Origin of the sequence: Peribacillus sp. NPDC097224 (assembly GCF_044761985.1) — a bacterium.
In the GTDB taxonomy this organism is placed as follows: domain Bacteria; phylum Bacillota; class Bacilli; order Bacillales; family DSM-1321; genus Peribacillus.
On record NZ_JBIWDK010000005.1, the window covers coordinates 146,257 to 166,208 of the forward strand.

The 19,952-nt window shown below is 43.2% G+C and carries 19 protein-coding genes; 1 reads left to right on the forward strand and 18 read right to left on the reverse strand.

Annotated features, from left to right (window positions below):
* Positions 1-19: 19 nt before the first annotated feature.
* The 7 genes from plsX to ACIQXR_RS11895 all read right to left on the reverse strand — a co-directional run bounded on the left by plsX (position 20) and on the right by ACIQXR_RS11895 (position 7,645).
* A complete protein-coding gene (plsX, locus tag ACIQXR_RS11865; RefSeq protein ID WP_402956261.1) occupies positions 20-1,009 on the reverse strand; it encodes a phosphate acyltransferase PlsX in 990 nt (329 codons plus the stop codon).
* 25 nt (positions 1,010-1,034) lie between these two features.
* Complete coding sequence (gene fapR, locus ACIQXR_RS11870; RefSeq protein WP_402868260.1) at positions 1,035-1,592, reverse strand: transcription factor FapR; 558 nt, start codon at positions 1,590-1,592, stop codon at positions 1,035-1,037.
* Positions 1,593-1,717: 125 nt separating this feature from the next.
* Positions 1,718-3,769 (reverse strand): ATP-dependent DNA helicase RecG, encoded by a 2,052-nt coding sequence (gene recG, locus ACIQXR_RS11875; RefSeq protein WP_402868259.1) that lies wholly within the window; start codon positions 3,767-3,769, stop codon positions 1,718-1,720.
* Positions 3,766-4,650, reverse strand: coding sequence for an L-serine ammonia-lyase, iron-sulfur-dependent, subunit alpha (gene sdaAA / locus ACIQXR_RS11880; RefSeq protein ID WP_402868257.1), 885 nt, complete (start codon positions 4,648-4,650; stop codon positions 3,766-3,768). The genes recG and sdaAA overlap by 4 nt, the downstream gene beginning before the upstream one ends.
* 42 nt (positions 4,651-4,692) lie before the next feature.
* A complete protein-coding gene (gene sdaAB / locus ACIQXR_RS11885) occupies positions 4,693-5,355 on the reverse strand; it encodes an L-serine ammonia-lyase, iron-sulfur-dependent subunit beta (protein ID WP_402868255.1) in 663 nt (220 codons plus the stop codon).
* Positions 5,356-5,593: 238 nt separating this feature from the next.
* Positions 5,594-7,264: a DAK2 domain-containing protein gene (locus ACIQXR_RS11890; RefSeq protein WP_402868254.1), complete on the reverse strand. Its 1,671-nt coding sequence runs from the start codon at positions 7,262-7,264 to the stop codon at positions 5,594-5,596.
* Between the two features lie 18 nt (positions 7,265-7,282).
* Entirely contained in the window at positions 7,283-7,645 is a 363-nt protein-coding gene (locus ACIQXR_RS11895; RefSeq protein ID WP_402868253.1) for an Asp23/Gls24 family envelope stress response protein, read from the reverse strand.
* Between the two features lie 251 nt (positions 7,646-7,896).
* Here ACIQXR_RS11895 and rpmB point away from each other — a divergent pair, with 251 nt between their 5' ends.
* The gene (rpmB, locus tag ACIQXR_RS11900; protein ID WP_402868250.1) at positions 7,897-8,085 is read left to right on the forward strand and encodes a 50S ribosomal protein L28; all 189 of its coding nucleotides are present in this window, start codon (positions 7,897-7,899) and stop codon (positions 8,083-8,085) included.
* A gap of 201 nt (positions 8,086-8,286) precedes the next feature.
* Here the strand turns inward: rpmB and spoVM are convergent, their stop codons facing one another.
* From spoVM to priA, 11 genes are all read right to left on the reverse strand, one after another.
* Positions 8,287-8,367 (reverse strand): stage V sporulation protein SpoVM, encoded by an 81-nt coding sequence (gene spoVM / locus ACIQXR_RS11905; protein WP_034313769.1) that lies wholly within the window; start codon positions 8,365-8,367, stop codon positions 8,287-8,289.
* 120 nt (positions 8,368-8,487) lie between these two features.
* Entirely contained in the window at positions 8,488-9,141 is a 654-nt protein-coding gene (locus tag ACIQXR_RS11910) for a thiamine diphosphokinase (protein WP_402868249.1), read from the reverse strand.
* A 101-nt stretch (positions 9,142-9,242) separates the two neighbouring features.
* Positions 9,243-9,890, reverse strand: a complete 648-nt coding sequence (gene rpe, locus ACIQXR_RS11915) for a ribulose-phosphate 3-epimerase (RefSeq protein WP_402868248.1) — start codon at positions 9,888-9,890, stop codon at positions 9,243-9,245.
* A gap of 1 nt (position 9,891) precedes the next feature.
* Positions 9,892-10,773: a ribosome small subunit-dependent GTPase A gene (gene rsgA, locus ACIQXR_RS11920; RefSeq protein WP_403080016.1), complete on the reverse strand. Its 882-nt coding sequence runs from the start codon at positions 10,771-10,773 to the stop codon at positions 9,892-9,894.
* Positions 10,774-10,798: 25 nt separating this feature from the next.
* Positions 10,799-12,817, reverse strand: a complete 2,019-nt coding sequence (gene pknB / locus ACIQXR_RS11925) for a Stk1 family PASTA domain-containing Ser/Thr kinase (protein WP_403080018.1) — start codon at positions 12,815-12,817, stop codon at positions 10,799-10,801.
* 5 nt (positions 12,818-12,822) lie between these two features.
* Positions 12,823-13,572 (reverse strand): Stp1/IreP family PP2C-type Ser/Thr phosphatase, encoded by a 750-nt coding sequence (locus ACIQXR_RS11930; RefSeq protein WP_402868245.1) that lies wholly within the window; start codon positions 13,570-13,572, stop codon positions 12,823-12,825.
* Positions 13,573-13,576: 4 nt separating this feature from the next.
* Entirely contained in the window at positions 13,577-14,671 is a 1,095-nt protein-coding gene (rlmN, locus tag ACIQXR_RS11935) for a dual-specificity RNA methyltransferase RlmN (protein ID WP_402868244.1), read from the reverse strand.
* On the reverse strand, positions 14,671-16,023 hold the full coding sequence (gene rsmB, locus ACIQXR_RS11940; protein ID WP_403080020.1) for a 16S rRNA (cytosine(967)-C(5))-methyltransferase RsmB: 1,353 nt from the start codon (positions 16,021-16,023) through the stop codon (positions 14,671-14,673). Before rsmB ends, rlmN begins: the two co-directional genes overlap by 1 nt.
* Positions 16,010-16,969 (reverse strand): methionyl-tRNA formyltransferase, encoded by a 960-nt coding sequence (gene fmt / locus ACIQXR_RS11945; protein ID WP_403080022.1) that lies wholly within the window; start codon positions 16,967-16,969, stop codon positions 16,010-16,012. Before fmt ends, rsmB begins: the two co-directional genes overlap by 14 nt.
* Positions 16,966-17,451 (reverse strand): peptide deformylase, encoded by a 486-nt coding sequence (gene def / locus ACIQXR_RS11950; RefSeq protein WP_402868238.1) that lies wholly within the window; start codon positions 17,449-17,451, stop codon positions 16,966-16,968. The genes fmt and def overlap by 4 nt, the downstream gene beginning before the upstream one ends.
* An 83-nt stretch (positions 17,452-17,534) precedes the next feature.
* The gene (priA, locus tag ACIQXR_RS11955) at positions 17,535-19,946 is read right to left on the reverse strand and encodes a primosomal protein N' (RefSeq protein WP_402868236.1); all 2,412 of its coding nucleotides are present in this window, start codon (positions 19,944-19,946) and stop codon (positions 17,535-17,537) included.
* Positions 19,947-19,952: the final 6 nt, after the last annotated feature.

Consider the following 19,952-nt stretch of genomic DNA (forward strand, 5'->3'; position numbering starts at 1 on the left):
AACTCCCCTATCTCTATATTTATTGGACTTTTTCTATCGTCTTCGCAATGGTCGGAATCACATCATGACTCACCATATCCCGGGTCTGACGGATCGCGTTATAAATCGCATTTGCGTCGGAAGAACCGTGTGCCTTGATGACAGGTGCCTTCAAACCGAATAATCCAGCCCCACCATATTCCGAGTAATCCATTTGATTTTTAATGCCTTTTAGTTCCGGTTTCACTAGTGCTGCGGCAATCTTACTCTTCATATTGCTCATCAACGCGGATTTTAACATATGAAAGACACTCATGGCTGTTCCCTCAAGCGTTTTCAGCACCATATTTCCTGTAAAGCCATCCGTCACAACTACATCTGCCGGACCGTTCAGAAGATCTCTGGCCTCTACATTCCCTATAAAGGAGATGTCCGATGATTGCTGAAGGAGCGTGAAAGCCTGCTTCGTCAGCTCGTTCCCTTTTTTCTCTTCAGTCCCAATATTTAAAAGGCCCACACGCGGTTTTTCAATTCCACGCACCTTTTGGGCATATACGGAACCCATTATGGCAAATTGAAGCAGGTGCTCCGGTTTCGCTTCTGCATTCGCTCCCACATCAAGAAAAACAAAACCTTTACCATCTATTGTCGGCAAGGTTGGGGACAATGCTGGACGTTCGATTCCTTCGATTCTCCCGACAACGAACAAGCCGGCTGCCATCAAAGCACCTGTATTTCCTGAAGATATGCATGCATCCGCTTCTCCATCGGCCACTTGGCGGGCTGCTAATACCATCGATGCATTCTTCTTGCGACGGACCGCACGAACAGGTTCATCGGTACTTAGTATCTTTTCTTCCGTATGTATGATCTTGATCCGTTCATTTTTCGTTAAGAACTGGTTGATTTCGCCTTCGTTCCCTACTAAGGTTATTTCCACATCGGGAAAGGCCTCGACTGCTTTCATGGCTCCTAATACCTGTGCCTTTGGAGCATTGTCTCCACCCATTGCATCTAGCGTTATTTTCATGAACGTTCATCCTTTTCTAAGCAAGTTAAGAGCGATACATTTCGAACTCACCTTTGAATACCATTTCATTTCCTACGTAGCTTCTGACTTCCACTACGGAACGATCTGCTTGATACTCCACCTTTTTAACTTTCGCTTTAGCTACCACTCTTTCATTTTCCTTGACAGAACGAGTAAATAGAATGGATGCTTTTGCCGTTAAGGCCAGTTCATCATTGATGACCGCCACCGCCAATGAATTAGCTTGAGCAAAAAGGTGATGACCCCTTGCGATTCCATTGCGCTTAAAAACATGCTCTTTTTTTATATCTAAAATAGAAATTGCATTTTCATCTAAATTCAAATCTATTACTTCCCCAATGATCTCATCCAATGGCAATGCCCTTATTTCGTCACTGAATTTCTTCTCGGCTACGTTTTTTATACGTTCACGAAGCTCCGGTATTGATAATTCAAGACGATCGAGCCTAATTGTCTGGACGCTCACCGAGTACTTTTCAGCCAGCTCCTCATCCGTTACAAAAGGATTCTGTTTAATCGTTTCGATTAATAATTGCTGGCGTTCCTTCTTGTTTCTTCGCATTTGAAGGTCACCATCCATAGTATTATGACTAGGTACTAATAGTAGTATATATATTTTAAAAACAGATTGCAAGATTTTGTGGAAATTCTCACAATCTGTTTTACTGTTTCATTCAATCAAGACGATCAGTCAAGCTTTTCTCCTGTCAATACGCCTGTACCTTCCAAATGTGCCCGGAGCGACGCGTATTCTGGTGCATGCCAAAAACTATTTGAGGCTATCAATTTCGCAGCATCTTCCCTAGCAACTTCCAGCGTCCGGTAATCATGGACCATGTCCGCCACTTTGAATTCGGGAAGCCCACTTTGTTTTTTACCGAAAAAGTCCCCTGGACCTCGAAGCTCCAAATCCTTCTCTGAAAGGACAAATCCATCATTCGTCTCTGTCATGATCTTCATCCGCTCTTTGCCGACTTCCGTTTTCGGATCGGCAAGCAGGATGCAAAAAGACTGGTTGCTCCCCCTCCCCACTCGGCCACGTAACTGATGCAGCTGGGAAAGACCAAATCGTTCAGCATCATAAATGACCATCACCGTGGCATTGGGTACATTCACCCCAACTTCGACAACTGTGGTGGAAACAAGGATTTGCGCTTCGTTGGAACTGAATTCCTGCATCACTTCATCTTTTTCATCCGCAGGCAAACGCCCATGCATGAGCCCCACCTTATAACGATTCACGAAGTATTGCGTCAGCATGGCATGGACATCGAGAACATTTTGCAAGGAGTCCAGTTTTTCCGATTCCTCGATCAATGGGCAGATGACATATGCTTGTCTGCCTTTTTGAAGTTCCTTTTCTACAAAGGAGAGGATTCTATCGAGCATTTGGTGTTTCGCCCAATACGTTTCGATGGCTTTCCGTCCAGCCGGCATTTCGTCGATTGTGGAAACGTCCATCTCGCCGAACACTGTAATGGCGAGTGTACGGGGAATCGGTGTCGCCGTCATGAAAAGGACATCGGGATTTCCTCCCTTTTCACGCAGGACGCGTCGTTGTTCCACACCAAACCGATGTTGTTCATCCGTTATAACCAAACCGAGGTCCTTGAAGTTCACCTCGTCCTGAATCAGTGCGTGGGTTCCAATCAAAAGATCAAGTTCCCCTAATTCAAGTTTCTCCAATAATTCTCTACGCTTCTTCCCTTTTACCGAGGAGGTCAATAAAGCCACCTTTACTCCGACCGGTTCTAACATGGCGGTCAATGATTGAGTATGCTGCTCAGCAAGAATTTCAGTTGGGACCATTAGCGCTCCTTGGAAACCGGCCGATATGGTCGCATATAGGCAAATCGCGGCCACTACCGTTTTTCCTGAGCCTACATCTCCTTGTAACAGCCGGTTCATCCGGTAAGGGGATGCCATGTCAGTCAGGATTTCCTCGACAACCCTGTTCTGTGCAGTCGTTAATGGAAACGGGAGGGTATCAATGAATCCCTCCACCTGCTGCCTATCAAATTCCTGTCCAATCCCTCTTGACTGTTCGCGCTGTATTTTACGGAGTGCCTGCATTTTCAGCTGAAACAGCAAAAACTCCTCATATACAAAACGACGGCGGGCTTGCTTAACATCAGCTGCCGAGATAGGGAAGTGCATCATGCGAAGCGCATCTTTACGTGGCATCAACTTATAGGTTGTCAGCAGCTGTGGTGGGAGGTTTTCCTCAATCATATTTCCAAATTGGGAAAAACCATTCGTGATATGACGACGCATACCTTTTACCGTAATGCTCCCCTTGACGGAATATACGGGTTCGAATTCTTTTTCCCTGCTATGATCTCCAACATGGCATTCCGAACCAGTGATGGTTTGGCGGTGACGATCCCATTTACCTGTCACTGTCACAGTTTCCCCGATTGTAAGTTTTGATTTTAAATAAGGCTGATTGAAAAATATAACCGTAATTAAATATCTTCCAGTCAACAACTTAATCGTTAGTCTGGACTTTTTCTTTCCGAAATAGCCCAAGGTCGGCACTGTATGGATTTTCCCTTCTACAGTGACGCGTTCCTCATGTTCAACCGTTTCTAAGTCCCTTAATCGGTAGTCTTCATAGCGATAGGGAAGATGCTCTAGAAGATCATTGACGGTATGGATCTCCATTTCCTGCATCGCAGTAGCTGTTTCTCCCCCAATGCCCTTAACTGCCGTAATTGGTTCCTGTAAGCTGTTGCTCACTTGTTACTTAACGGCAAGCCAAAGATCTTCGCTTCCAACTTCCGTCCAGTCGGTGTGGCCGCTAATCCCCCTTGTGCAGTTTCCCTTAGGGCCGATGGCATCGCTTGTCCGATTTTGTACATGGCATCAATTACTTCATCACATGGAATTCGGCTTGTAATACCCGCTAACGCCATATCAGCTGCCACCATGGCATTAGCTGCTCCCATGGCATTCCGCTTCACACAAGGCACTTCTACGAGCCCAGCAACAGGGTCACAAACCAGACCAAGCATATTCTTTAATGTAATCGCCATGGCGTGGGCACTTTGAGATGGCGTCCCACCAGCCATTTCAACGATGGCGGCCGCAGCCATGCCTGATGCTGAACCCACTTCCGCCTGGCAACCTCCTGCGGCCCCAGAAATCGAAGCATTATTGGCAACAACGAAACCAAATGCCCCTGCAGTGAAGAGGAATTCAATTTTTTGTTCCCGATTTGGCTTTAGTTTATTCTGCAAAGCGAACAAAGTTCCTGGGACAACGCCTGCCGATCCAGCAGTTGGCGTCGCACATATCGTCCCCATCGCTGCATTCACTTCATTTGTTGCCACAGCTTTACTGACCGCATCCAACAAAAGTTCACCCGATAATGAGTTTCCCGTTTTAATATAATTCTGAAGAAGCACGGCGTCCCCACCTGTCAAACCCGAAACGGAACGGACTCCTTGGAGCCCTTTTTCAACGGCCTGTTCCATGACGTCAAGGTTTACACCCATCTGGTGGATGATTTGGTCCCGGGTTTTACCCGACACCTCCATTTCCTGTTCGATCATGAGCGTCGAAATTTTCACTTGCTTTGCTTCTGCCAATTCTACTAGTTCTGCTACATTTCGAAACATGTCCTCTTTCCCTCCTTAATGAAAACGGTTGCCTCAAGTAACTCAGTCGACAATCCTTGCGACCTTGGTGATATGAGGCAATTTCGAAATTTCATCGATGACTTGCTCTTCTATATTCACATCCACTTCGATGGTCATAAGTGCCATCTTTCCCTTTTCTTTTCGTGATACTTCCATCTGTCCTATATTAATTTGATGCTTGGCCAAAACGTTAGAGACATTGGCAATAGCTCCGAAACGGTCATCATGAACGACAAGTATGGCTGGGTTGTGACCCGAAAGCCTTAATTTGAATTCATTCAATTCGATTATTTCGATTTTGCCACCTCCAATCGATATCCCAACGAGCTCCAGTTCATCCGCATCATCACCAACCGTTATCTTCACAGTATTCGGGTGTTCCGGAACGGCCTCTTCTTCTTGGAAGGCAATGTCCATGTTCTTTTGACGGGCTATATCAAGAGATTCTTTGATTCTCTCATCAAAAGTATCAAAATCAAGTAGTCCCCCTACAATGGCCACATCCGTCCCATGACCTTTATGGGTCTTTGCAAAAGACCCATAAAAAGAAATACGGGCCCATTTCGGTTCTTTGTTGAATAGATTCCTTGCCACCCTGCCTATTCTCGCAGCTCCGGCTGTATGTGAGCTCGAAGGTCCAATCATAACGGGACCGATAATATCAAATACACTCCTATATTTCACGTTCTATTCCTCCTTCATTACGCGCTGGACTTTAAGAACCTAAAGAAAAACGCTAGAGGTTATCTTCTGATTGGTCATAGTTCCTGCATGCATGCTGTTTTATAACCTTTAGTCCGCAAAAATAAACTGCATAGCCTAATGACCTATGCAGTTTATTACTTTTTATCGAGACTTCTATATCACATCTATTAAAGGGCAAAAGACGATCAGGTGATCTTACCCAAGTAGATGGTTTAGTTTATTCAATTGAGAAAATGAAAGCATATAACGGCTGTTTACCGTTATGGACTTCAACTTCAACATCTTCAAATGTTTCTTCACAAAACGCGACAAGCTCATCCACTTCTTCTGAAGTTGCATCTTCACCATAAAGAATGGTCAAGATCTCGGAATCTTCGTCAATCATTTTGGATAAAAGATCCTTTGCAGCCTGAGCCTTGTCTTTATTTTTCACTTTGATGGTGCCTTCATCAATACCCATGAAGTCGCCCTTCTCGATTGAAAGACCATCAATGCTTGTATTCCTTACAGCATATGTGATTTGACCTGTTTTAACATGAGAAAGAGCATCGGTCATCACCTTTTGGTTCTCTGTAATATCCAATGAAGGGTTGAAAGCAAGCAATGCTGCCATTCCCTGCGGTACAGTTTTGGCAGGAACGACCATCACGTTATCCCCAAGGACATCAGCAGCTTGATTGGCAGCCATAATAATATTTTTATTATTAGGCAGAATGATTACTTTTTCTGCATGGGCTTCTTCAACTGCTTTCACGATGTCTTCAGTACTAGGATTCATCGTTTGTCCGCCTTCAATGACTGATTTTGCACCGATGCTTTTGAAAAGCTCGCTGATACCGGCACCCATCGCCACAGAAACGACACCATATTTATCCTTGGCTTTCGGTTTTGTTTGAAGTGGCGTTTTAGTTTCGCCGACTATAGCTGTATGCTGTTCACGCATATTATCAACTTTCAACTTAATAAGACTACCGTATGTCTGACCATAATTAAGGCAATTACCAGGTTGTTCAGAGTGAATATGTACTTTAACTATTTCATCATCAGAGATGACTAATAATGAATCTCCAAATTCACTTAAATCATTCCGGAACTTCTCTTCATTGAACGATTGGGCAGCTGGCTTATCCTTTTCCAACCGGACCATGAATTCCGTACAATAACCAAACACGATATCTTCCGTATTAATGTGTCCTTGTACGTTAATGTGATGTTCAGCACTCACCATATCATCCATGCTTGGGCCATTGGCTGAACGAACGGGTAAAGCTTCACCCTTCAATTCTGCTAGGAATCCTTCATAAACGAAAACCAACCCTTGTCCACCGCTATCGACCACACCGACTTCTTTCAATACAGGAAGTAAATCAGGTGTCCTTTTTAAAGATGCATTTGCCTCAGTGACAATATCCTCCATTACCTGGATAAGGTCCTGATGCTTGGCAGCAGATGAAACCGCTTGCTTGGCTGCATCCTTCGCGACTGTTAAAATGGTGCCTTCAACAGGCTTCATAACGGCTTTATAAGCGGTTTGTACACCCGCCTCAAAAGCATGGGCGAATTCTTCACTATTGATGACCGCTTTATTTTCGATAGATTTTGCAAAACCACGGAAAAGCTGTGAAAGGATTACTCCAGAATTACCTCGAGCCCCCATCAAAAGACCTCTTGAAAGAGAAGTACCCACTTTTCCGATATGTTCTTGTACATTATTTTGTACTTCCTTAGCGCCGGAAGTCATAGATAAATTCATATTTGTTCCTGTATCTCCATCTGGAACCGGGAAAACGTTCAATGCATCGACCATTTGGGCGTTGGCTGCTAAATGATTAGCTCCCTGGATGATCATTTCAGCAAAGCGCTTTCCATTTAAACTTGTAATTGACACAAAACTTTCCTCCTATACTTAAGGGTTCGTAACACGAACTCCCTGTACAAAAATGTTTACAGAATCTACAGCTAATCCAACAGTTTTGTCCAGAGTGTATTTTACCTTTGATTGCACATTATGTGCAACTTCCGAGATTTTCGTTCCATAACTAACGATAATATACATATCGATATGAACTTCTTCCTCATCTTGTCGGACTATTACACCCTTAGTAAAGTTTTCTTTTCTTAGTATTTCGGCAATGCCGTCTTTAAATTGTTTTTTGGAAGCCATTCCTATTATTCCGTAGCAATCAATAGCAGCACCACCGGCTACAGTAGCGATTACATCATTAGAGATATCAATTTGTCCATATTTCGTTTGTAATTCGATAGACATTTTCTTTTTCCCTCCCAAAACTAACTCAACTAAAGACATTTTACTATAATGTCTATTGTTTTAAAAGTAAATGTCATACGGTACTTAATATAATTCAATTTTAAAGGGGGTATGTCAAGGTTTTTTTCTTGAAAGTAATTAACTGAAGTATTGCATTCTCACGGTAGGTGTGATAAATTATTAAAGTATTTCACAAAGACTTAAGACAACTTCGTAAACTTAAGCTTGTTGTAGTTAGGAGGGAATTTGACATGGCACGTAAATGTGTAATCACTGGAAGAAAAACCCGTTCTGGTAACAGCCGCTCTCACGCAATGAACGCTAGCAAGCGTACATTCGGCGCTAACCTTCAAAAAGTACGTATTTTAGTTGACGGTAAACCTAAACGTGTATACGTTTCTGCAAGAGCTCTTAAATCGGGCAAAGTAGAACGCGTATAATGTTACGGCATCCTCTAAGGATGCCTTTTTATTTGAAAATGGCTGCCGCTTTTATAATGGGTGATGATTGGACAATCTGATTCTTTCAGAAAGATCATCACTCATTAAAAGCCTGTCCAACCTATCGTTTCTTTTTATTGTCCCCAGCCAAACCAAAAAATAACACCCCCTTTATAGAAGGTGTCACGTAAATATGTTTTATTAGCCTTTTTTAAACGCTCCGAGCATGGCCCTTACCAAACTGCCCAGAACTTTTGGCAATTTAATTGTATAAAATTTCATAATGCCCCTCCTCTTTACATCCCACAAATTTAAGATGAAGTGGAACTTTTCTATTACAACATAAGCTTTTAAGCGGATATAGGATGAAAAGTATATCCGAATCTGCTCTAAGCATGAATTTTAATCTCTGCTTCTTATCACCATTAATATGCCTTCCTCAAATGAAACATTCCCACAATCAGAAATTAGTTCATTGCTGACACAGAGTGTGGAGCCCAATTCAAGCTTTGCATCAACAAGTGGATACTTAAACCCCAAGAGTGTAATGCCGGTGATCTCTTCGGTTACCGGAAGCAGGGAAATATACTTCCTCTCTTCATCCAAGGTCAAGGGGTAGGATCCTGGCGTCTTCACGGTTAAGCTATTCTGACAATCGACTATATACATATCAATATCCTTGTGATAAGGCAGGATGCTATCTTTCTGCAATAATTGGATATTGCCGAGAAAATGGTCCAGCCGCCCTCCTGTTGCACCTAGAATATGTATTTCATTTGGCTCCTGCTCCATTGCCCATTTAAATGCAATTTCCAAATCGGTTTCATCCTTCTCAGGAGGGTAAAGATGAATATTCTCCATCCTTTTTTGAATCTTGGACCATTCCTCTTCGGATACGGAATCGAAATCGCCAAACCCACACTGAGGAACAATGTCATTTTCAAGTAAGGACCAAACACCTCGATCGACCCCAACCCACAAGTCAGTACTCTCTTTATAAGTCGTTAAATCAGGCCACAAATCCTTTGGGCCTCCAGCCATAATGCTTATTTTCATATTCCGCCACCCTATTCTTAAGATTCTTTACATGTTTGATTGTTTTAAAAAAGCCGATCATCATCGTAGTATAGATACGATAATGTCGGCTTTCTCTCTTTTTAATTTCCACGAATTCTCTGAATCGCTGCCTGGCGATCTTCCTGGTTATATATGGCTGACCCGGCGACAAGTACCGTTGCTCCCCGCTCAATACAAACTTTGGCCGTTTCTTCATTTACCCCGCCATCTACTTCAATTTCAAGATTGGGATTGTACAAATCAGCCATCGCCTTCACTTCGGAAATTTTTGGCAGTACAGAAGCGATGAACTTTTGCCCCCCAAATCCTGGATTGACGGTCATCAATAAAACCATATCTATATCTTCGATGATCGGTTGGATCACGGATGCTGGAGTGGCCGGATTGAGGACTACCCCCGCTTTAACACCAAAGGACTTTATCAATTGAATCGTGCGGTGTAGGTGGGTACACGCTTCTACATGGACAGTGATATAGTCGGCCCCTGCTTTGGCAAACGCCTCGATATAGGCATCTGGACGTTCAATCATCAAATGGACGTCTAGAGGGAGTTTCGTCACCGGTCTGATAGCATCGACAATCAATGAACCAATTGTGATGTTAGGCACGAAATGGCCATCCATAACGTCTATATGGATATAGTCGGCTCCGCCCCTCTCTACATCCAAGATTTCTTCTCCCAGCTTTGCGAAATCAGCTGATAATATGGATGGTGCAATTTTAACCATACTAATACCTCGGCTTTCTATCTCTTATTTCCTCTAAAAATTGCATATAATGTTCGTACCTGTATTGTGGGATTACCCCGGTTTCTACCGCTTCTTTCACAGCACACTTCGGTTCCTTGTCATGGAGGCAGGCCCTGAACTTGCAGTCCTCACCAAGCTTATGCATCTCAGGAAAACAATACGATAGACGTTCTGCTTCCATTTCCGTGAATTCAAGTGAACTGAATCCAGGCGTATCCGCGACGAGGCCAGTGCCCATGTGAATCAGTTCCACATGACGTGTGGTATGCTTTCCGCGTCCCAAATGAGATGAAATGTCGTCTGTCTTTAGGGCCAAGCTCGGGTTGATCGCATTCAACAACGAGGATTTCCCCACTCCGGATTGACCGGCAAACACACTGGTTTTCCCTTCTATTAAAGGAATCAGCCGATTGACGCCTCCTGTGGTTATCGAAGAAGTTTCCAGCACTGTATAGCCTAACTTCTGATAGTCCTTGATATGCTGAGACAATTTCTCTTTTTTATCTTCCGTTACCAAGTCCATTTTGGTCACGACAATAATGGGCTCGATCTCATTATCTTCAATGAGGACCAGGAATCGATCAAGGAGAGCTGGACTGAACTCGGGTTCGACTGCTGAAAAAACAAGAATGGCCTGATCGACATTCGCTATGGGTGGACGAACCAATTCATTCTTTCGTGGCTTGACCTCCGTTACCGTTCCGTCCGTCTTATTATCAGCCTGATATACAACGTAATCGCCAACAAGGGGCGTTACCTTATTTTTACGAAAAACGCCTCGACCCCGGCATTGGAATACTTCTTCTCCATCTAAAACATAATAAAAGCCGCTTAAGGCTTTAATGATTTTTCCTTCGGGCATAGCCACACTCCTAATTTGATTAAATTCATTCCGGATAAGTGATGGTTTTCTCCTTAATCACCTGTCCGTCACGCATGACTTTATATCCGGCTTTCTTATCTTTGGACACCAAGAATTTGATCTCTTTTTCTTCAGTTTCCAAGAGCGAAAAAGAATCATAGGGCTCTGTCATGCTATTATTGATGTCTTCAATGAAGATTTGAACTTGCTGTGGTTTACCGGGCTCTACAGGGTCATATTCGATCGTGATTTCCTCTGTCACCGTCTTTGGTGGAATCTCTTCTTTCCCTTTTGAAAGGACCACGCTTACCGTACTTCCCTTGTCCACTTTAGTAGATGGTGCAGGTTCCTGCGAAATAACAAGTCCCTCGGCCACTGAGTCCGTATACACCTTTTTTTCGACGGCAATTTTTATTCCACTTTCATTGGAGTAATCATTCAAAGCCGTCTCATTGAAACCCGTTAGGTTCTTTAATGTTAATCGATCGGCACCCTTACTGACCATGAGTTCGAGCTCCGTTTCCGAAGCAATGACTTCAAAGCCTCCTGAAGGATCTTGATCAATGATCGTCCCCGGCTCGCTTTCATCAAATACCTCTGTCACTGCAACGTCCTTGAAGCCCATCTTATTGAGCATACTCTCGATATCATCATACTTTCTTCCTTCATAGCTAGACAATGTAATCGTTTCTTTACCAATGCTTTGATAGATATCTATTTTAGCGCCTTCTTTGACCAGCTTACCTTCTTTAGGGTTGGTCTTGATGACGAGACCTTTTTCGACCTCTTCATCATTAATCTCAATCGTTTCCCCCGTGACAAGTCCTAATTCCACCAAGGTAGAAATGGCATCATCCAGCTCTTCCCCTTTTAAGTCAGGGACGGTCACTTCTTTAGTGCCAAGCATGGATGGAAAAACGGTAATGGATAAAATGGCAACCACCGCTAAAACCAAAAAGATGGTAACTAAAATCGCGGGCCATTTTATGCGCCGATTACTTTTTTGCTTCGATTTCGTTTTTTGTTTTTTCTGTTTCTTTTTAAGCTTAGTCGCTGTAGCTGGCTCATCACTTTGTTCATCTTGTTCAACTACGCTCGCATTTTTTTCCGGTCCTCTTATGATTGTCTCATCTATGCTTGACAGCTGGTCATTCGTGATGATGGGGATGGCTTTTGTTGCATCATGATCTTCCGGAATGACAAAAGGCAATTCATTTAAGCGCTCTGGATCAAGCGAAGTTCGAATGTCATCTTCCATTGAATCGACGCTTTCATAACGATAATATGAATCTTTTGCCGTTGCTTTTAGAATAATATTTTCCACACTTTGCGGTATATCAGGATTCCAACGCTTTGGCGATGGGGTTTCCGACTGGAGATGCTTTAACGCAATGGAAACTGCAGATTCACCTGAAAAAGGGAGCCTGCCAGTTAAAATCTCAAACATCACGATACCCAGAGAGTAGATATCCGATTTCTTATTGGCCATGCCGCCTCTTGCCTGTTCTGGAGACAAGTAATGAACAGAACCTAAAACTGCATTTGTCTGGGTTATATTCGTGGCACTTAGAGCAAGGGCAATTCCAAAATCAGTGATTTTAACGGTTCCTTCTTTATCAATCAGGATATTCTGAGGCTTGATGTCCCTATGGATGATTCCGTTATGGTGGGCATGGGAGATGGCAGCCGTAATTTGCTTCATGATATCTAAGGCTTTTTCAACCGGAATTGGATAGTATTTTTGTATGTATTGCTTTAAAGTAAACCCGTCCACATATTCCATGACGATATAGTAGATATCATTTTCTTCTCCGACATCATAGATACTGACAATATTCGGATGGGCTAGACTCGTTGCTGATTGCGCTTCCCGATTAAAGCGTTTAATGAATTCATCGTCATTATTAAAATCCATCCTCAGGATCTTCAAGGCAACATCACGGTCCAAAATCATATCTCTTGCAAGGTAAACATTCGCCATACCGCCACCACCGACCATCTCGATCAGTTTATAACGGCCGTTGATCCTTCTACCAATCAACATTGAGTTCACCTGCTTTCGCTTTCATCAATAAATTGAACAAGCACAAGGGTGATATTATCTTCTCCACCATAGTTATTGGCCATTTCTATTAACGACTGTGCCTTTTCTTCAAGTGAATGTCCATTGTTAACCATTTCTTCGAGTTCCACTTCACTTACTTTATTCGTTAAGCCATCAGAGCAAAGCAAAAGCATATCCTGCTCTTCGAAAATGACTGTCGTAATGTCCATTTCCACTTGCAGTTCAGTGCCCAATGCACGCAACAACACATTTTTCCTTGGATGATGCTCAGCGTCTTCCTTCGTGATCTGACCAGAACGGACCAGCTCATTAACAAGCGAATGGTCTTCCGTGACCTGCTTGAATCCGCTTTCGTTATACAAATAACACCGGCTGTCCCCGATGTTTGCGATGGTTGCAAATTTATCTGTGCATATTGCCGCAACAATGGTTGTACCCATGCCCTTACATTCCAGGTTCGCTTCGGCATGTTCAAAAAGCAATTGATTGACAAGGAGGATCTGTGTTTTCAACCAATTTTCAGCATCATTTGCCGTCTCAATACCACTTGACTCTTCCCATCTTTCCTTCAAAAGGTCAATCGTCATCCCACTCGCTACATCCCCGGCACGGTGGCCGCCCATGCCATCTGCAACGATGGCAAGGCGTACGCCTTCCGGATTACTAAAAACTCCCCCATTATCTTCATTATGTTGGCGGACTTTCCCACGGTCAGTCTTGAATATTGCCCTCATAGGGTCACCTCGTCTCTTCTTTACGCTCCTTAGCCCGAAGCTGGCCACAGGCTGCGTCAATGTCACTGCCTTGTTCTCTTCGAATTGTTACATTAATGCCACGTTTTTTCAATGTTTTTTCAAACTCAAAAATCTTATCCCGAGGTGTACGTACATAGTTGCGTTCCGGTACATAGTTAACCGGAATTAAATTGACATGGCACTTGATGTCTTCTATTAAATCGGCCAGTTCTTCAGCGTGCTCTACTGAGTCATTTTCTCCACCGAATAGACCATATTCAAAGCTGACACGGCGTCCCGTTTTTTCCGTGTAGTATTTGATGGCTTCAATCAAGTCAGGAAGCTTATAAGCCTTATTTATCGGCATCAATTTACTTCTCAACTCAGTGTTCGGCGCGTGAAGTGATACAGCAAAATTGATTTGCATGCTTTCTTCAGCAAATTTATAGATTTTAGGAATGATCCCACTAGTCGAAACGGTGATATGGCGAGCACCGATGTTCAACCCTTTTTCATGGTTGATATTTTTAAGGAAAGACATCATATTATCATAGTTATCGAATGGTTCGCCGATTCCCATGATAACGACCGAGCTAACGCGTTCTTCAACTTCATCAAGTGCTTGTTGGACCTTGACGACCTGGGCAACGATTTCCCCTGATTCAAGATTACGTTTTAAACCACCAAGCGTCGATGCACAGAATGTGCAACCGATTCTACAGCCTACCTGTGTCGTTACACAGATGGAATTCCCATATTCATGGCGCATTAATACGGTTTCAATTGAGTACCCGTCATGCAATTCAAATAAGAACTTCATCGTTCCATCATTGGATGTTTGTTGGATCAATGTCTTTAACGTCGTGAAAGTGAATTGATCTTCCAATTTATCTCGCAATGTCTTAGATAGGTTAGACATATCCTCAAAACTTGAAACGCGTTTTTTATAAAGCCAGTCATAAACTTGGTCCGCACGGAAAGCTTTCTCACCGTTTTCAACCAACCATTCTTTAATTTGATGAAGCTCCAACGAATAAATCGATGGTTTTTCTGGTGTTGTGTCTTTTCTCACTCTTGATGATTTCGTAATCTCTGCCATTACAGCACCTTCTTTCTAAAACTCGCAATAAAGAAACCGTCACTGCTAAAATATTGCGGGAACACTTGCAAGGTATGACCTTCAACAAATGGTTGAACACTTTCGGGCATTCTTTCAGACAATGTTGTATCGCTTTCGAACTCCGGATGTTGTTCCAAGAACGTCGCTGCTACTCTGTCATTTTCTTCTTTGTCCACTGTGCATGTACTATATACTAACTGTCCACCTTGTTTCAGGAGCGGAGCAGCTGCTTCCAATAATTGTTTCTGTATGTTTGAAAGTTTCATTATATCATTATTTGTTTTTGTATACTTCACATCAGGCTTACGACGCATGACGCCTAATCCGGAGCAAGGAGCATCTATCAGGATTCTGTCAAACCCTTCTTTATTGAAGTGTTCCTGAACGTGTCTGCTATCTAAGACCTGCGTCTTAATGTTGTTCCTTAACTTTAGTCGCTCTGCCTGTTCCTTGATGAGCTTAACTTTATGTTCATGAAGGTCAAGAGCATATACCTGCCCCGTCGTCAGACCTTCGGCAATATGCATTGACTTGCCTCCTGGCGCTGCGCAACAGTCCAAAACTGCATCGTTATCATGTGCACCAAGCGCATGGGCGACCAGCATCGAACTTTCGTCCTGAATGGAAAGAAGACCTAATTTATAGCTTTCGGAATGTGCCAGGTTCCCTTTGTAACTGATAATGGATTCCGGCACGAATTCACTGGCTTCCACATCATATCCCTCTTCAGTCAAAATACTGATTAATTCACTGCGGGAAATCTGTTTCAAGTTAACTCGTCCCGTCTGTAATGGAGCCATTAAGTTAATTTCACACATTTCCTTTGTTTTCTCATACCCATATTGCTCAACCCAACGGTTTATCAACCATAATGGATGACTCACTTCAATTGATAGGCGTTCACGGTCGTCCTTGATATCATCAAATGATGCAACACCATTTCTTTGGATATTGCGGAGCACCCCATTGACCATTGACTGCGTTCCTTTATGCCCGCGTTTTTTCGATATCTCGACAGCTTCGAAAATAATCGCATGATCTGGCACTTTATCTAAATAAACCATTTGGTATACGGAAAGCCTAAGAAGGTTAATGACCCAGCTTTGCGTTTTTTTAGGATTTTTTATATATGGCTGTAGATAGTAATCCAATGTCATCTTCCGCTGGATCGTTCCGTAGCTGATTCCTGTTAACAATCCACTATCCACTGCAGACAATTGATGCTTTTTAATCAAATTATTAAGTAACAGGTTGCTATAAGATTGATTTTTCTCTACAGATTCCAAGATGTCGAGAGCAATATCGCGTACTCCCTTTTTAGTTTGTGTCATTAGTTTCTCCTAACTTTATACCTGCTTTAATGAATGAACCCGCACCAATCAAGTAATTCTTCGCTGGCATTTTTTTCTTACCTGATGGTTGTAGTTCGGTGATGAGAATCGCCGTTTCATTTCCAGTCGCCACGACCATTCCTTCATCAAGCACCTCAATGATCGTTCCGGGGCTTGTTTGAGCGTTACCTTTAACTTTCTTTGTCTGCCAGATTTTCAGGACAGACCCGTTTACGAGTGTATAGGCAACAGGCCAAGGATTCAAGCCGCGGACATGATTATAGATGGCCTCTCCCGTTTTCGACCAGTCGATTTTTTCCTCTGATCGTTTAATGTTGGGAGCAAAAGTTGCCTTTTCCTCGTCTTGCTTAATTGGGGATAGCTCAGCATTCAATAACTTCGGCAATGTGTCGGCAAGTAAATCCGCACCGACCTTACTCAACTTATCATGCATCGTACCGACATTATCTAGTTCTTCGATGACCACTTCTGCCTGAGTTAAAATATCTCCGGCATCTAATTTCTCAGCCATATACATGATGGTGATTCCCGTCTTTTCTTTACCTTGTAAGATGGAGTAGTGAATAGGCGCTCCGCCACGTAGTTCAGGTAGTAATGAGGCATGTACATTAATACAGCCAAATTTAGGAGCTTCCAATAACTCATTAGGAAGAATTTGTCCGAAAGCCGCCGTCACCACTAAGTCCGGTTTTAAACGGATGATCTTTTCCAATTCTTCTTTTTCACGGATTTTCTCTGGCTGGTAAACGGGTATCCCTTGTTTGATTGCTTCAACTTTAACCGGTGGTGGAGTCAAGACTCTTTTCCTGCCAACCGGACGATCCGGCTGAGTGACGACAGCAATCACTTCATACCCCTCGTCAATGATTCGCTTAAGCACCGGTACTGAAAAGTCCGGCGTCCCCATAAAAATAATTTTTGTCATTTTTCTTCAAACCTTTCTAACTCTTCCTCTGTAATATATCGGGACACTTTACTTGTAAATAGTACCCCTTGCAAATGATCCATTTCATGCTGGATGGCCCTAGCCAGGAAACCTTCAGCTTCTATTTCGAAAAAATTCCCCTTCCTGTCCTGTGCACGCACTTTGACACGGTATGGACGGGACACTTCCCCATATAGGTCTGGAAAACTTAGACAGCCTTCAACGCCTGTCTGTTCTCCCTCGACTTCCAGCACTTCCGGATTGATCAATTCAATGACACCTGATCCTTCCTCTATCTCTACGACGGCGACTTGTTTTTTCACGCCCACTTGTGGGGCTGCAAGACCCACTCCATCCGCTTCAACCATCGTTTCGTACATATTATTTAACAGCTTTGCCAATTTTTTATCAAAACTTGTTATTTTAGCGCATTTTTGTTGTAAAATTTTTTCAGGAAACATGACAATCGGTAAAATAGTCAAAGCGAAAAGTACCCTCCTAATATAAAAAAACAAAACTTACTATATAAAAACGCAAGCCTGAACAGCTCGCGATATCATAACAACTACATCATAATCTGCGGATTTAAATCAATGGAAATCTGCAGGTGATTTTGGGCCGTTTCCTTTTGATAATGCTCCAAAAGCGTTCGTAAATGGTGATAAAGCTCCGGCTCTCGTTTGTATTTTATCAGACATTGGTATCGATATCTATTGTTGATTCGACTAATTGGGGAGGCGACCGGCCCGAGGACGATAGAATCCTTATGCAGTCGCGAACTCAGGAAATTAGTAATCTTATCCGTCACACTCACGGTTTTCATCAAGTCCTCATGAGAAACCGTTACGAGGATTACATAATAATAAGGAGGATAATGGGCTTGCCTCCGGATGTACATCTCCCTTTCATAAAATGCATCGTAATCCTGCATAGCGGAAAGCTCTATACTGTAATGCTCAGGCGTATAGGTTTGGATCACCACTTCACCAGGAAGTGTATGTCGCCCTGCCCTTCCGCTGACTTGCGTCAATAGCTGGAATGTCTTTTCCGAAGAACGGAAATCAGGCAAATGCAGCATCGTATCGGCTGAAAGCACGCCAACCAACGTAATATTCGGGAAATCAAGGCCCTTGGCAATCATTTGGGTTCCAAGCAGTATATCCGCTTTCCCTTCACCGAATGCATTCAGCAGCCGCTCATGTGATCCCTTCCTACTCGTCGTATCGACATCCATCCGAATTACTCTTGCATCAGGGAGGATCTTGGCAAGTTCTTCCTCCACCTTCTGTGTACCCGTTCCAAAGAATCGGATATGGTCACTCTCACACTCGGGACACACAGAAGGCATCCCTTCCTCAAACCCGCAATAATGGCATTTCATTATATCATTAAAGCGATGGTAAGTGAGGGAAATATCACAATTTGGACAGTTGATCACCAATCCACAACTACGGCACATGACAAAGGAGGAATGCCCACGCTTATTTAACATCAGTACCGTCTGCTGTCCCTTTTCGAGCCGATCTTGCAACTTCGTGAATAGCAGTTCGGAAAACATTGAGCGGTTTCCCGATCTTAGTTCTTCCCTCATATCCACGATATCGACTGCAGGCATAGCATGTTTATTCATCCGCTGACTGAGGGTCAATAACTGATAGACATTTTTCTTGGCACGGGCAAAGGATTCTAGGGTAGGGGTGGCACTTCCGAGGATGACAGGGCATTGATAGGATTTCGCTCGTTCAATCGCAACATCCCTTGCATGATAACGCGGATTTTCTTCTTGCTTGTAACTCGCCTCATGCTCTTCATCAATGATGACGATCCCAAGATTCTCAAATGGAGCAAAAACGGCCGACCGTGCCCCTACCACTACTTTTACTTCTTTACGATGAATTTTCCTCCACTCATCATATTTTTCTCCAACGGATAAACCACTATGCATGACCGCAACCTGCTCGCCAAAGCGTTCTTTAAACCGTTTCACCGTTTGGGGAGTCAAAGAAATTTCCGGAACCAACATGATGGCTTCCTTCCCTTTCTCCATAACCGAAGCGATGGCCTGTAAATACACTTCTGTCTTCCCACTTCCCGTTACACCATATAAAAGGAAAACGTCATGTTCGTCCTGTTTAATCTTCTCCTGAATGGGCCCAAGCGCGGCAGCCTGCTCATCTGTTAATGTGAAGGGATTGGATTTATTAAATACACGGTTTTCATAAGGGTCGCGGTATACTTCTTGTTCCAGTTCGACCAATGCCCCTTTTGCCACAAGGGACTTCACCGTCCCACTAGAAGCATTAACCAATTCAAGAAGCTCCTTAAGCGGTATCGGGTCTGGGTGTTCAATGAAATATTGGATGAGCTCCTGCTGTTTTCTTGCATTTCCGGATAGCGACGAACCCATTTCTTTCAATTCCATTGGAGATACTAACGGTTTTATAACCCGTACCGTCTTTTTATTGAGACGGTTTTTCACAAAATACACTAACTCTAAATTGCCTTTTTGCAACTCTTTTTGAAGAAGGGAAGCATGTTCCCCTTCTATCGCATCTTTCCATGATAGCGAATCATGCTTGCCAAAAAGAGCTTGTATCATCGTGGACAGCTGGGCCTTTTTACCGTCTACGATATTGATGACTTTTTCATATTTTGCTTTCATTGCTGCCGGTAGCATCGCTTGCAGCGCCGAAATTTTGAAACACATGGCCTCTTTCGTCAACCAGTCACCAAGTTGCAGCAATTCATCATTTAAAACAGGCTCCAAATCCATCAGTTCTTTAATATGGCGGAGCTTAGCAAATTCACTTTTATCTTTTAGCCCCGTTACGAATCCCTGCACCATTCTGGGACCAAATGGAACAATGACTCGCATGCCAGGTTTAATGACCTGGATCCATTTCTTAGGAATTCGATAATCGAATTCCCTATCCGTTTGTTTTGCAGGTACATCCACTATGACGGATGCAATATCCATTAGACA

Bases quoted from the DNA above. Each gene is read 5' to 3' on its own strand.
- ACIQXR_RS11930 (WP_402868245.1), bottom strand. From the start codon at position 13,572: ATGAGGGCAATATTCAAGACTGACCGTGGGAAAGTCCGCCAACATAAT.
- ACIQXR_RS11910 (WP_402868249.1), bottom strand. From the start codon at position 9,141: ATGAAAATAAGCATTATGGCTGGAGGCCCAAAGGATTTGTGGCCTGAT.
- priA (WP_402868236.1), bottom strand. From the start codon at position 19,946: ATGGATATTGCATCCGTCATAGTGGATGTACCTGCAAAACAAACGGAT.
- spoVM (WP_034313769.1), bottom strand. From the start codon at position 8,367: ATGAAATTTTATACAATTAAATTGCCAAAAGTTCTGGGCAGTTTGGTA.
- plsX (WP_402956261.1), bottom strand. From the start codon at position 1,009: ATGAAAATAACGCTAGATGCAATGGGTGGAGACAATGCTCCAAAGGCA.
- ACIQXR_RS11895 (WP_402868253.1), bottom strand. From the start codon at position 7,645: ATGTCTATCGAATTACAAACGAAATATGGACAAATTGATATCTCTAAT.
- rpmB (WP_402868250.1), top strand. From the start codon at position 7,897: ATGGCACGTAAATGTGTAATCACTGGAAGAAAAACCCGTTCTGGTAAC.
- rsgA (WP_403080016.1), bottom strand. From the start codon at position 10,773: ATGCCCGAAGGAAAAATCATTAAAGCCTTAAGCGGCTTTTATTATGTT.
- sdaAA (WP_402868257.1), bottom strand. From the start codon at position 4,650: ATGTTTCGAAATGTAGCAGAACTAGTAGAATTGGCAGAAGCAAAGCAA.
- rpe (WP_402868248.1), bottom strand. From the start codon at position 9,890: ATGGTTAAAATTGCACCATCCATATTATCAGCTGATTTCGCAAAGCTG.
- rsmB (WP_403080020.1), bottom strand. From the start codon at position 16,023: ATGACACAAACTAAAAAGGGAGTACGCGATATTGCTCTCGACATCTTG.
- pknB (WP_403080018.1), bottom strand. From the start codon at position 12,817: ATGTTGATTGGTAGAAGGATCAACGGCCGTTATAAACTGATCGAGATG.
- fmt (WP_403080022.1), bottom strand. From the start codon at position 16,969: ATGACAAAAATTATTTTTATGGGGACGCCGGACTTTTCAGTACCGGTG.
- fapR (WP_402868260.1), bottom strand. From the start codon at position 1,592: ATGCGAAGAAACAAGAAGGAACGCCAGCAATTATTAATCGAAACGATT.
- rlmN (WP_402868244.1), bottom strand. From the start codon at position 14,671: ATGGCAGAGATTACGAAATCATCAAGAGTGAGAAAAGACACAACACCA.